At 70.4% G+C, this 11,653-nt stretch carries 11 protein-coding genes and 1 pseudogene; 2 read left to right on the top strand and 10 right to left on the bottom strand.

Annotation, left to right across the window (positions count from 1 at the left end):
- A pseudogene (locus VEC03_RS03095) lies at positions 1 to 117 on the top strand (IS110 family transposase); the annotation flags it as partial.
- A gap of 16 nt (positions 118 to 133) precedes the next feature.
- Here the strand turns inward: VEC03_RS03095 and VEC03_RS03090 are convergent.
- The gene (locus tag VEC03_RS03090; RefSeq protein ID WP_324912659.1) at positions 134 to 667 is read right to left on the bottom strand and encodes a phasin family protein; all 534 of its coding nucleotides are present in this window, start codon (positions 665 to 667) and stop codon (positions 134 to 136) included.
- Between the two features lie 231 nt (positions 668 to 898).
- Between VEC03_RS03090 and VEC03_RS03085 the strand changes: the two genes are divergently transcribed.
- Complete coding sequence (locus VEC03_RS03085; RefSeq protein WP_324912658.1) at positions 899 to 2,887, top strand: SDR family oxidoreductase; 1,989 nt, start codon at positions 899 to 901, stop codon at positions 2,885 to 2,887.
- A 31-nt stretch (positions 2,888 to 2,918) separates the two neighbouring features.
- Here VEC03_RS03085 and VEC03_RS03080 read toward each other — a convergent pair whose 3' ends face one another.
- Genes VEC03_RS03080 through VEC03_RS03040 form a run of 9 tightly spaced genes read right to left on the bottom strand, consistent with a single transcriptional unit; the run spans position 2,919 to position 11,640 of the window.
- Complete coding sequence (locus VEC03_RS03080) at positions 2,919 to 3,680, bottom strand: glycosyltransferase family 2 protein (protein WP_324912657.1); 762 nt, start codon at positions 3,678 to 3,680, stop codon at positions 2,919 to 2,921.
- Positions 3,673 to 4,236 carry a class I SAM-dependent methyltransferase gene (locus VEC03_RS03075; RefSeq protein WP_324912656.1) on the bottom strand — a complete coding sequence of 188 codons (564 nt, stop codon included), beginning with the start codon at positions 4,234 to 4,236 and terminating at the stop codon, positions 3,673 to 3,675. Before VEC03_RS03075 ends, VEC03_RS03080 begins: the two co-directional genes overlap by 8 nt.
- Positions 4,233 to 5,297 carry a glycosyltransferase gene (locus VEC03_RS03070; protein ID WP_324912655.1) on the bottom strand — a complete coding sequence of 355 codons (1,065 nt, stop codon included), beginning with the start codon at positions 5,295 to 5,297 and terminating at the stop codon, positions 4,233 to 4,235. The genes VEC03_RS03075 and VEC03_RS03070 overlap by 4 nt, the downstream gene beginning before the upstream one ends.
- Positions 5,297 to 6,451, bottom strand: a complete 1,155-nt coding sequence (locus tag VEC03_RS03065) for a glycosyltransferase family 4 protein (RefSeq protein WP_324912654.1) — start codon at positions 6,449 to 6,451, stop codon at positions 5,297 to 5,299. Before VEC03_RS03065 ends, VEC03_RS03070 begins: the two co-directional genes overlap by 1 nt.
- Entirely contained in the window at positions 6,451 to 7,611 is a 1,161-nt protein-coding gene (locus VEC03_RS03060; protein WP_324912653.1) for a hypothetical protein, read from the bottom strand. The genes VEC03_RS03065 and VEC03_RS03060 overlap by 1 nt, the downstream gene beginning before the upstream one ends.
- A complete protein-coding gene (locus tag VEC03_RS03055) occupies positions 7,586 to 8,353 on the bottom strand; it encodes a hypothetical protein (protein ID WP_324912652.1) in 768 nt (255 codons plus the stop codon). Before VEC03_RS03055 ends, VEC03_RS03060 begins: the two co-directional genes overlap by 26 nt.
- Positions 8,322 to 9,536 carry a hypothetical protein gene (locus VEC03_RS03050; protein WP_324912651.1) on the bottom strand — a complete coding sequence of 405 codons (1,215 nt, stop codon included), beginning with the start codon at positions 9,534 to 9,536 and terminating at the stop codon, positions 8,322 to 8,324. Before VEC03_RS03050 ends, VEC03_RS03055 begins: the two co-directional genes overlap by 32 nt.
- On the bottom strand, positions 9,533 to 10,723 hold the full coding sequence (locus VEC03_RS03045) for a hypothetical protein (RefSeq protein ID WP_324912650.1): 1,191 nt from the start codon (positions 10,721 to 10,723) through the stop codon (positions 9,533 to 9,535). The genes VEC03_RS03050 and VEC03_RS03045 overlap by 4 nt, the downstream gene beginning before the upstream one ends.
- Positions 10,720 to 11,640: a polysaccharide deacetylase family protein gene (locus tag VEC03_RS03040; protein ID WP_324912649.1), complete on the bottom strand. Its 921-nt coding sequence runs from the start codon at positions 11,638 to 11,640 to the stop codon at positions 10,720 to 10,722. The genes VEC03_RS03045 and VEC03_RS03040 overlap by 4 nt, the downstream gene beginning before the upstream one ends.
- Positions 11,641 to 11,653 lie beyond the last annotated feature (13 nt).

Below are 11,653 nucleotides of genomic sequence, written 5' to 3'. Positions count from 1 at the left end.
GCGGCTGGCAAGCGCAAGAAGGTCGCACTCGTGGCGTGCATGCGCAAGCTGCTGACAATGCTCAACGCTATCGCCAAGCACGGCTCGAGATGGGACCCGACGCTTCATAGCGCTTGACCGCCAAGACGGTTGCTCAGGCCGCCTTCTTGGCCGCGCGCTTGCTCGACGGCTTGGCCGCGACCTTCTTCGCGCTCGCCTTCGCGCGCGTGCTGCTGCTCTTGCGCGCGGTGGACGCCGTCTTGCCGCCCAGGGCGGCCACGCTGCGATTGAGTTCGTCGATGCGGGCGATCAGCGCATCGACTTCCCTGGCCGAGGGCACGCCCAGCTTCTTCAGGGCGCGGGCCACGCGCTCCTCGAAGATGGTTTCGAGCTTGTCCCACTGGCCGGAGGCCCTGGACGACAGGTCGGTGGCCATCAGGGCCATGCGGCTGGTGGCCTCGGAGATCTTCTCCTCGGCGACCGCCTGCGTCTTGCGCTGGATCGACAGGCCTTCCTTGACCAGCGTGTCGAACACCTTGTTGCCCTCGCCCTGCGCCTTGGCGAAGGCGCCCAGCCCCGCCAGCCAGATCTGGCTGGCCGATTCGCGGACCGTGCTGGACAGCGGCACGCCGCCCTTGTCCTTCTTGTTGGTGCCGGCCTCGCCGGTGCGCTGGATCTTCTTGACCATGGTGCGGACTCCAGGTGGGGTGGATGGATGCAGCCGACTGTACGGCGCAGGGCGGGCATGCGGTAGGCACGGGTTCCTAAATCGGCCCGCCTGCGCGCAGCCCCCGCGCTCGCCGCGCCCGCCGGTCTGTGGGTTAACGCGGAAACGGCGCCGCCCGCCTTTGCACCAGAATCTGCCGCCAACGAACACGTGCCCGCCTGCTGCGGCGGCGCCCATCCGGAGGAGCTTCCCATGCACTATTTCGTCACCGGCGCGACCGGCTTCATCGGCAAGCGGCTGGTCGGCAAGCTGCTCGAGCGCAAGGGCTCGGTCGTGCATTTCCTGATCCGCAAGGAAAGCGAAGGCAAGGTCGCGGCGCTGCGCGAGCACTGGGGCGTGCCGGCCTCGCGTGCCATCCCGGTGTACGGCGACCTCACCGCGAAGAAGCTGGGCGTGAGCGCGCAGGACATCCGGCAGCTCAAGGACCAGGTCGACCACTTCTACCACCTGGCCGCGGTCTACGACCTCTCGGCCGACGAGGAGAGCCAGGTCGCCGTCAACATCGAAGGCACGCGCAACACGGTGGAGTTCGCCAAGGCGATCGCCGCCGGGCACTTCCACCATGTGTCCTCGATCGCCGCCGCCGGCCTGTACGAAGGCGTGTTCCGGGAGGACATGTTCGAGGAGGCCGAGGGGCTGGACCACCCGTACTTCATGACCAAGCACGAGAGCGAGAAGATCGTGCGCAAGGAATGCAAGGTGCCGTGGACGGTCTATCGCCCGGCCATGGTGGTGGGCGACAGCCGCACCGGCGAGATGGACAAGATCGACGGGCCGTACTACGTCTTCAAGCTGATCCAGCGCATGCGGCAGGTCCTGCCGCCCTGGATGCCCGCCGTGGGGCTGGAGGGCGGGCGCGTCAACATCGTGCCGGTGGATTTCGTGGTCGACGCGCTGGACCACATCAGCCACAAGCCCCAGATCGACCGCAGGTGCTTCCACCTGGTCGACCCCGTGGGCTACCGCGTCGGCGACGTGCTGGACATCTTCGCGCGGGCGGCGCATGCGCCCAAGATGAACCTGTTCGTCAACGCCGCGCTGCTCGGGTTCATTCCCAAGAGCGTGAAGAAGGGGTTGATGGCGGTGGCGCCGGTGCGCCGCATCCGCCGGGCGGTGATGAAGGACCTCGGCCTGCCCGAGGACATGCTGGACTTCGTCAACTACCCGACTCGCTTCGACTGCCGCGAGACGCTGGCCGCGCTCAAGGGCAGCGGCATCGCCTGTCCCAACCTGAAGGACTACGCCTGGCGCCTGTGGGACTACTGGGAGCGCCACCTCGACCCCGACCTGCACATCGACCGCAGCCTGCGCGGCACCGTGGGCGGCAAGGTGGTGCTCGTGACCGGCGGCTCCTCGGGCATCGGGCTGGCCGCGGCGCACAAGTTCGCCGAGGCCGGCGCGACCACCCTGATCTGCGGACGGGACCAGGACAAGCTGGACGAAGCCTGCGCCGAAGCACAGGCGAAGGGCTGCCGGTTCATCGCCTACCCGGTCGACCTGGCCGACATGGCCGACTGCGACCGTTTCGTGCAGCAGCTGGTCGCCGACCACGGCGGGGTGGACTTCCTGGTCAACAACGCGGGGCGCTCGATCCGCCGCGCCATCGAGGCCAGCTACGACCGCTTCCACGACTTCGAGCGCACCATGCAGCTGAACTACTTCGGCACGCTGCGCGTCACCATGGGCCTGCTGCCCGGCATGGTGGCCCGGCGCCGCGGCCACGTGGTGAACATCAGCTCGATCGGCGTGCTGACCAACGCGCCGCGCTTCTCGGCCTACGTGGCCAGCAAGGCGGCGCTGGACGCCTGGACCCGCTGCGCATCGAGCGAGTACCAGGACCAGGGCATCACCTTCACCACCATCAACATGCCGCTGGTGCGCACGCCCATGATCGCGCCCACCAAGATCTACAACAACGTGCCCACGCTCTCGCCGGAGGAGGCCGCCGACATGATCGCCGAGGCCTGCATCGCCAAGCCGGTGCGCATCGCGACCCGGCTGGGCATCACGGGCGAGCTGCTGCACGCACTGGTGCCGCGCATTGCCCAGATCGTGATGAACACCAGCTTCCGGATGTTCCCGGATTCATCGGCCGCCAAGGGGGAGAAGGACGGCGCAAAGCCGCAGCTGTCGGCTGAGGCGGTGGCGCTGCAGCAGATGATGCGGGGGATTCACTTCTAGGGCGGGCCGCGCGTCGCCGCGGCGGCTGTCCTCACTCGGGCCGGATGCGCGGCAAGCGCCCGAGGTGCTTGTAGAAGTACCGGGCCAGGCTGGACACGTGCCAGGCCAGGTAGCGCGGCCGCCGCCGGCTGGCGCGTTGCGCCGCATGGACCACCGACACGCCGGGATGCAGCAGCACCCGGTGGCCCGACTTCCACAGGCGCACGCAGAGGTCCACGTCCTCGCAGTAGAGGAAGAAACCTTCGTCGAAGCCAGCGACCTCCCGGAAGACCGCGGTCGGCAGCAGCATGAACATGCCGGCCACCCAGTCCACGGCGAGCGGGGCCTGTCCCTGCACCGGGAACCGGCCCTCGCCGCCGCCCAGCAGCCGCGAGAGCAACTGCCCCGGCGTCGGGAAGTAGCGGGCGCTGTCCTCCATGGTGCCCTCGGGGCTGAGGACCACCGGCGCCGCCAGCCCGGCGCCCGGCCGCTCGAGCGCAGCGGTCAGCGCCGGGAAGGGGTCCTCCGGCAGGCGCACGTCGGGATTGAGCACGGCGAACAGCGGCGAGCTGGCATGCCGGAACGCCTGGTTGTGGTTGGCCCCGAACCCCATCGGCTGCGCATTGCGGATGACGTGCACCCGGCTTCGCAATGCCTCGGGGAAGTTGATCTCGGGCTCCGGGATGTTCTGCGTGACGATCACCTCGCCGACTTCGGGGCATAGCACCAGGTCGCGCAGCAGGTCGGCCACCAGCCGGCCCTGTCCATGGCTGACCACGGACACGGCGATCGATGGGCGGGCCGCCTCAGTCACGGCGGAACACCCCGTAGACGCAGTACTGGCGCATGTGCCCGTCCAGCCAGGCCGAGCGGAACGGCGTGAAGAACAGGCGCTTCGACGCCAACCGGGCCTGCGCCATCGCCGCAACCAGGGCCGGTGCGTCGTAGAACACCTTGTGGTCCGGATCGCTCGCATAGCCGCGCCGGCCCGGCACGCCCACCACCAGCACGCCGTCCGGCCGCAGCACGCGGCGGATCTCGGCCAGCAGCGGGCCGGGGGCCTCCAGGTGTTCGAGCACGTTGTCGAGCACCACGCTGTCGAAGGATGCATCGTCGAACGGAAGCCGGTCCGGCGACATGAGGCGCGCGTCCAGCCCCTGCTGCCGGCACCACTCGACCGTGGCCGGGTTGATGTCCACGCCGACCGTGCCCGGCCGGTGGCGCAGGAAGTCGCCGATGCCGCAGCCGACGTCCAGGGCCTGGCCCTTCACGTGGCGGCACAGGCGCGGGTACAGCCAATGGCGGCGGTACCAGAGGCCCAGGCGGCTGCGTCCCTTGAGGTATTCGTAGTAGTTGTCCGGGGCGGTCATGCAGTCCCTTCCAGGAGGGCCAGGTACTGGGTGGCGGCGGTGGCCTGCCGGAAGGCATCCGGCAGCAGGCTGGCACGGCTGGCGCGCGTCCGCGAACGGGTGGCGGTCTGGATCATGGCATTCGCCAGCTCGTCCTCGCGCATGAACAGCGTGCCGGCGGCCGGGTCGGCGAGCAGTTCCCCGTTGCCGTCCACGTCCCTGAGCACGCAGGGCACGCCCAGGTGCAGCGCCTCCAGCGCGGCCCGCGAGACGCCTTCGGAGCGCGAGGGCAGCACGAAGGCATCGGCGGCGGCCACCAGCGGATACGGGTCGGCCAGCTGGCCGTGGAAGCGCACCCGGTCCTGCAGGCCGCGGGCCGGCAGCGACGCCTCGATGGCCTGGCGCAGGGGGCCGTCGCCGATCACGTCCAGGCGGACGTCGTGGCCGGCCAGCGCCTCCATGGCCCGGACCACCAGCTCTGGCTGCTTGCGCGGACCGAGCGAGCCCACGAAGACGAAGCGCAGCGGACCGTCGCCCGGCGCTGGCCGGCGGTATGGGTCCAGCGCCGCCTCGTCCACGAAGTTGCCGATGACACGGGGGCGCACGGCGGCAATGGAGCGGATCTGCCGCGCCATCGCCTCGGTCATGCCCACCACGTGGTCGAAGGCCCGCAGCGCCAGCAGGTGGGCGATCGCCAGGAACGAGCCGGTCCAGCCGTAGTCGTGCCGGTAGTTCTGCGGCAGGTTGCCGCGCACGCTGGCGCAGGTGACCGCCTCGGCCCGGCAGAAGCGGTTGAGCCAGTCGGCCGACAGGCACATGGAGATGGAGCCGACCTGCTGCCGCCCACCGGCGCCGCGCAGCAAGTCGCGATAGGCGGCCAGCCGGCCGCGCCAGCCGCCCGGCGCCTGCGCGAGCGAGATCACCTGCACGCGCGGATCCAGCGGCGCGTCCACGCCCGGCCCGGGCTTGAGGAACACCAGGCGCACGGGCCGCGCCGGCGCCAGTGCATTGGCGAGCGCATAGGCGCCCTTGACCGGGCCGGTCGGGCGCGGGGCGGGCACGAGGATGAAGACGGTGCGCATCACAGTTCGCGGGCGGCGGCAAGTATCCGTTCGGCGCGGCGGGTCCAGGTGTGGCTGCGTTCGTACTGTGCGTGCGCGTTGGTGCCGATGCGCGCCGCCAGTTCCGGATCGGCATCGAGGCGCTGCAGCGCCGCCAGCCAGTCGCCGGCATCGGCCGGCGCGGCCAGCAGGCAGTTGTCGCCGTCCTGCAGGACCTCGCGCAGCACCGGCAGGTCCGACGAGATGATGGGCACGCCGGCACCCAGGTACTCGAACATCTTCATCGGCGACATCCAGCGGGCCGTGTCGTGTCCGGCGACCCCGATGGAGACGCTCTCCTGGTACGGCATCAGCAGCACGTCGACCACGCCCATCAGCTCGCGCGCCACCGGGTGCGGCACGTGGCCCATGAAGTGCAGGTTGGGCAGCCGGTTGGCCGCCCGGCGGGCGGCCAGGTCGGCCTCGGTGCCGCCGTACACCAGGAACAGGCAGTCGGGGCGGCCGGCCGCCATGGCCTCGACCTGCTCGATGCCGCGGCCCGGATAGAGGTGGCCGAAGTAGCCGCAGACGCGCTTCCAGGACCCCTCGGCCTGCGGTGCCAGCGCGGCCAGCCGGGTGCGCCGCTGTGCGGCCGGGACCGGCTGGATGCCCGCGGGCGCGGCGTCGTGCAGCACGATGGAGCGGCGCGGCGCCACGCCGTGGTGCTGCGCCAGGCAGTCGACCAGGTGGTCCGAGATCGCGATGGTGGTCACCCAGGGGCTGCGCATCACCGCCTGCTGCATCCGCTTGCGCAGGCCGGTCTCGAGCTGGTGGGTTTCGAACAGCAGCGGGGTCCGGTACAGCACCGCCAGCACGAAGGCCGCGTACAGGTTGCGCGACAGGATGGGTTCGCCCCGCCCGGCGCGCCGCACGGCCGCCACGGCATGGCGCGCGATGCGCAGGTTGTCGCCGCGCGACGAGTCGCTGTGGACCGTGTCCAGGTGCAGCGCCGCGTGGTCGACGCCGTAGGCATCGCGCAAGGCGGCGCGCAGCTGCCCGGCGTCCGCCATGGCGCGCTTCGCATACAGGCTGACCTCGGCCCCGGCGCGGCACAGGCCTTCGCATTGCCAGACGACGTGCACCGAGTTGGCCGCCCGCGACGGCAGCGTCGAGGGCGAGATGTAGTGGAAGCGCATCAGTGTGGGACCTGGCCGGCGGCCAGCGAGGGGTGGTAGCCGATGCCGGGGTAGTCGATGAAGCCCCAGTCGCCTGCACGCTGCGGGTCCATGGCCACTTCGATGCGGGCCAGGGCCAGCATGCGGAACCAGCTGTCCCACAGGTCGGCCTCGTCCCAGCGCCGAGAGTAGCGGCTCCAGTGGGTGTGGATGCGATCGTGCTTGGGGCGCTGCAGGGTCAGGCCCTGGCGCAGGCGCTCGGCGAACAGGGCGCGGTTGCCGCGCGCCTGCAGGATGTGGGTGGCGAAGCCGCGCAGGCTGGCCGGCGAGCGCGGGCGCACGTGCACCGATTCGGCAAAGCCGCCGTCCGGCCGCTGCTCGGAGGCGATCGTGGAAGCGGTCCTGAGCAGCTGGGCCCGCGTGGCCTCGTCCGGCACCCGGCCATGCGGCGTGAGCATGAACACGGCGTCGTAGTCGAAGCACCCGCCGCCGCCCGGGTAGGGCGCGAAATGCCCCTTGGCGTCGGCCAGGCCCCTGACCGCAGCCACCGCATCGGCGATGCGCGGGTGGTCGACGCCGAGGTACTCCAGCACCTCGTGCTGGTGGTAGCCGTTCTGGAACTGCAGGTGGGTCATGTGCCGGTCCGGCCCCCAGAAGCCGAACCGGTTCATGTGACGCAGGTGCCGGTCGACCCAGCGATCGATGTGCGGCTGGGTGGCCTGGCCCAGGCGGTCGCGCCCGTGCAGCAGGAAGATCGCGATGAACATGGCCTGGTTGCCGCTGCCGGCTCGGCCGGCCAGGCAACCCAGGGCCTCGAGGTCGCTCACCGGATCGCCCGCCAGCTGCTCGGCGACGAGGTCGTCGAGCAGGCCCGGCGATGACCCCGGCAGGGCGGCCAGCGCGCTCAGCGAGAAGGTCAGCAGCTGGCGGTAGGGCTTGCCCTTCACGTCCATTCCCGGGCGGGCCCGGAAGGCGCGCATGTCGTCCACGATGGCTCGGGCCAGCGTCGCCGAGCGCTGCGGCAGCTGCGGATCCTTCAGCAGGCGCCAGACGAAGACGGCGAAGCAGCGCGCATAGGGCGTGGGCTCCGCCTGCGGCGTCAGGCGGAAGGCGTCCTGGCCGGCCTCGCAGGCACGCGCGAAGGCGGCCAGGCGATCACGCGTCGTGTCGAGCGGGGTCATAGCCGAGGCGCTTGAGGATCCAGGAGAAACTGGCCACGAAGAGACCTGCGAAGAGGGCCAGGGCCGCGACCAGGGCCCAGGTCCGGGTGGTCGGGCGCCGGTCGGTCACCGAGATCGTCGATCCTTCCAGGCCGCTGCGGCGGACGCGCTGGCCGAGCGCCCGGTCCAGGATCTGCCGCTCCCGAAGGGCTTCCAGCTTGAGCTGGTACTCGATGATCTGCACCTTCGTCAACGCCGAGACGGGCGCCTGCAGCAGGATGTCCAGCGACTGCTGGTAGCCCCGTGCCTGCTGCTCGATCAGCGTCCTGCGATGCGCATCGATTTCCTCGGCGATCTCGGACTTGCGGGCGTGGCGATCGAGCATCGGCTTGAGGGCCGTCTCGGTCAGCTCGCGCGCCCGCTCCTCGGTACCGGCCTTGCAGCTGAACTGCACGCGCCCACCGTCCGGCGAGTACCTGGAGTTGACCGTGCAGTTGCTGGCCACCTCGGGCATGCCGGAGAACACCTCGTTGGAATAGAAGTATTCGACCTCGTTGGCGCCATCGAAGGCCACGAAGTGCGGGATGCCGCCGGTGCCGCTGTCCAGGATGCCGCCGATGCGGACCGTGGCGCTGGAGACGTAGGCCGGCCGCAGCCCGAGGCCGTAGGCCATCAGGCCGAAGGCCAGCACGGAGACCAGGATCGCGGCGGCCCAGCGCCGGGCCGATCCGTCAGGTGCGATGAGCGATTTCTTTTGAGCCATGTTCTTGGAGTTCCGGGAGATGCTGCAGGCGTGCCGCCCCGAGCAGGGCGAGCGGCACCCCGAAGAAGGCGAACACGTTGTTGAATACGCTCTCGATCATCAGCGCGAGGACGATGAAGTGCGCGGCGGCCTCGCGGCCGCGGGGCCGCAGCCCGGACAGCCAGGCGCCGGCCAGCAGCAGCACCGGCAGCGCTCCTATCCAGCCGTAGGCCGCCAGCACGTTCACGTACAGCGTGTGGCCCATGTAGCCATAGATCCGGGTGGCGGCCACTTCGCGCCAGCCGAGGCCGAGGATGGGATCCTCCGCCAGCTTTTCCAGCAGCATGAAGTTGGTGCGTGCCCGGGACCAGAAGCTGAGTGCGTTGTCGCCGTGGCCGACGAACTGCTGGACCTCGTCCCCCAGGCCCATGGCGATCGGATAGGCCAGCGCGGCCAGGGCCACCAGCAGCAGCCCGGCGGGCAGCAGGGCCGCGTACAGCAGCTGCCGCCAGGCGGGGAACCACTGGATCACCCCCACCAGGACGCACCAGGCCATGACCAGCACCGCCGACCGGGTGGACGTGAGCCACAGGTTGAGCAGCCCCAGCACGACCAGCATCCCGTACCGGCGCCCGAGGACGGGCCAGTCCCGGAGCGGGAAGAAGGCCAGCAGCCACAGGCAGAGAGGCATCAGCTGGGCCATGGCGTTGCGGCCCCGCAGCTCGCCGAACCGGACCATGGGGAGGGGCAGGTTCAGCGTCATGGCCACCAGCAGCGCCGTATGCGCCGCCACCATGGCGGCGGAGAGCGCGACGAAGGCCTCCACCAGGGTGTCCCGCTCGCCGAACAGCCGATGGTGCAGGCGCGTGGCGGCGATCACCAGCAGCGGCGGGACGAAGTCGAGCACCTGCGAGTAGTCGGCACTCCCCGCCATGCGGGTCGCCGCCAGGTTCTCCAGCCCGGCCCAGAAGGCGATCACCCCGGCCAAAGCGAGTTCGATCCGGCCCAGCAAGGGCACGCGCTGGCGCCGCGCCAGCGGAACCAGCGCCGCGAGCGCCAGCAGGATGAAGCCCGACGACAGCGACATCGACGCGACGTACCTCGGCACCGGGAGTCCGAAGATGTCGATGATGGGGACGAGCACGTCCAGCGCGTAGGCCGCGATCAGCCATGCGGTCAGCCGTGACAGCGACACCCCGGTCATGCCTGTGCGGTGGCGGCTTCGCGCGCCAGTTCGAGGTCGCCGAGGAGGGCGGCTACCAGGTCGCCGCGGCGCTCGTCGGGCCGGACGATCTGCAGCTGGCGGGTATCCATGCGGAGGTCGCCATCGCAGAAGGGCACCCCGAAATACTGCAGGTTCAGGTCGAGCAGGGCATCCGAGCGCTTGTTCAGCAGTTCCGAGGCGCCTTGCCGGAGCGACGGGTCCACGCAGTTGTAGTACGGCAGGTCGAAGTACGCCGCGCCCCAGATCGTGTTGGACAGGCCGCCGATGACGCCCTTGCGCACGCCGGGGAGGAAGGCCTCCAGCGACATGCCCGCATGGGGCGTGAGATCTGCCATCGGCACCGCACGCCGCAGGACGGCACGGTGCAGGAGGCAGGTCCTCACCCGGTCCGCCTGGCGGCGCAGCCAGGCCGACGGCAGCTTGCGCAGCCCCTGCAGCAGGTGCCCGCCGCCGGGGATGCGCCCCACCAGGCCGGCCAGCCGGTGGTGCACGCGCGGCGCGAAGTAGTCGAGGCTGTTGCCGTTGTGGGACTTGTAGACGACCACGTCCTGCGGCGGCAGTTGCTCCAGCAACTGCAGCACCGTCTGCAGGAACTGCTGCTTGCCGGCCTCGGAATGGAAGCTGAACAGGGTCGGTGCCGCGATCAGCCAGTCGGCGCCGAAATCGGGAAACACGCGGTGGCGTGCGAACGGAAGGCCGACCTCCTCGACCTCCACGCCGCGCCAGCGCGCCTGCGCGCCTCGCCGCTCCAGCAGGAACTGCATGAAACGCCGGCTGGGCACGTAGGCCTTGCGGATGTCGAACTGGGCCAGGAAGGCGTCGTGCTTGTCGAGGCCGGCCATGGCCAGGGTCATCAGCGCCACCTGGCGCCGGGCATCGATGCTGCGCCGGAGGGTGGCCGCCAGTTCGTTGCCGTAGGGGAACTGCTGGACCACCATCAGCGCGCAGCGCGCCGGCTCCCCCGGCGCCAGGATGTCGGCACCCCAGCCCCGGCACAGGTCGATGAAGGTCTCGTGGGCCTCCCCGGTCTTGCTCTTCATGGCGGGGTCCGCATCGGCCGGCACGACGGCCAGCCGCAGCGAGCGGCCGAGCGCGCGCGCCACCGACAGGAACGACGCTGCCGTCCTGAAGTAGCCGACGACCAGGATGAGGTCGTATTCCTTCATCCAGCCAGGTCCTGCTTGAGTCGCCCGTCGCGTTCGAAGACGTCGTTCACGTCGAAGCGCGGGATCTCCAGCGCGTCGCCGTGCACCTGGGGGTCGTGGATTTCCCGGCCCAGGGTGTAAGCGCGCGGGATACCCAGGCGCGACAGGATGGACTTGGTGTCGGCGTTCCAGGTGCCCGGCACGCCGTAGGGATAGGAGAGATCGGCCGGGGCCTGCCCCAGCAGGTCGGAGAAATAGCGGTGGCCGCGCGCGATCTCGGCCTCCTGCGCCGGGGCCGGCAGCCGCCCCAGCATGAAGTGGCTGTGGGTGTGCAGCCCGATGCGCAGGCCGGCATCCTGCGCGCCCTTGACCTCGTCGGCTGACATGTACAGCGAGGCGGCCGCAGCGGCCTGGTCGCCGAACTCGGTGCTGAACAGGCCGTCCAGCAACTGCGTCACGATGGGGTAGGGCAGCTTCGCATTGAGCAGGAGCTTGAATTCGCGCACCTCGGGGCCGTCGTAGCGGTAGATGCGGCCCAGCCCGAAGCGGGCCGGGTCGTCGAGCTCGATCGGCTCCCCGATCGCCTCCAGCGCCGCCATGAAGCGCTCCCGGAAGGCCTGCGGCCCCAGCCTGGCCTGCAGCAGGTGGACCTTGGTCACGTTCAGCAGCCGCTGCTCCAGCAGGGGCATGCTGCAGACGAACAGGATGCCGGGCACGCCGTGGCGCCGCAGCACCGGCACGGCGTTGCGCCAGATGTCCCTGGTCCCGTCGTCGAAGGTCACCAGCGGCACGATCCCGCGCTCGGCCTCCAGGCGCGCGAGTTGCTGCACCTGCTGCTCGAAACGGTCCGGGGCCACCGCCGTGCGCGCGAGCCACGGGTTGTCCGCCTCGCTGACGCAGTAGTGGTAGTTGACGATGAGGGTTCGGGCCTGCTTCATGGCGCTGCGGGGG

Origin of the sequence: Ramlibacter sp. (assembly GCF_035627355.1) — a bacterium.
Taxonomy (GTDB): domain Bacteria; phylum Pseudomonadota; class Gammaproteobacteria; order Burkholderiales; family Burkholderiaceae_C; genus Ramlibacter.
The sequence above is the reverse complement of the archived record's forward strand: the minus strand, read 5'-3'. Positions and strand labels throughout refer to the sequence as shown.

What these genes read in the sequence shown, in the direction of transcription:
- VEC03_RS03040 (WP_324912649.1), bottom strand. Translation starts at nt 11,640, where the DNA reads ATGAAGCAGGCCCGAACCCTCATCGTCAACTACCACTACTGCGTCAGC.
- VEC03_RS03065 (WP_324912654.1), bottom strand. Translation starts at nt 6,451, where the DNA reads ATGCGCTTCCACTACATCTCGCCCTCGACGCTGCCGTCGCGGGCGGCC.
- VEC03_RS03075 (WP_324912656.1), bottom strand. Translation starts at nt 4,236, where the DNA reads ATGACCGCCCCGGACAACTACTACGAATACCTCAAGGGACGCAGCCGC.
- VEC03_RS03050 (WP_324912651.1), bottom strand. Translation starts at nt 9,536, where the DNA reads ATGACCGGGGTGTCGCTGTCACGGCTGACCGCATGGCTGATCGCGGCC.
- VEC03_RS03090 (WP_324912659.1), bottom strand. Translation starts at nt 667, where the DNA reads ATGGTCAAGAAGATCCAGCGCACCGGCGAGGCCGGCACCAACAAGAAG.
- VEC03_RS03085 (WP_324912658.1), top strand. Translation starts at nt 899, where the DNA reads ATGCACTATTTCGTCACCGGCGCGACCGGCTTCATCGGCAAGCGGCTG.
- VEC03_RS03045 (WP_324912650.1), bottom strand. Translation starts at nt 10,723, where the DNA reads ATGAAGGAATACGACCTCATCCTGGTCGTCGGCTACTTCAGGACGGCA.
- VEC03_RS03055 (WP_324912652.1), bottom strand. Translation starts at nt 8,353, where the DNA reads ATGGCTCAAAAGAAATCGCTCATCGCACCTGACGGATCGGCCCGGCGC.
- VEC03_RS03070 (WP_324912655.1), bottom strand. Translation starts at nt 5,297, where the DNA reads ATGCGCACCGTCTTCATCCTCGTGCCCGCCCCGCGCCCGACCGGCCCG.
- VEC03_RS03060 (WP_324912653.1), bottom strand. Translation starts at nt 7,611, where the DNA reads ATGACCCCGCTCGACACGACGCGTGATCGCCTGGCCGCCTTCGCGCGT.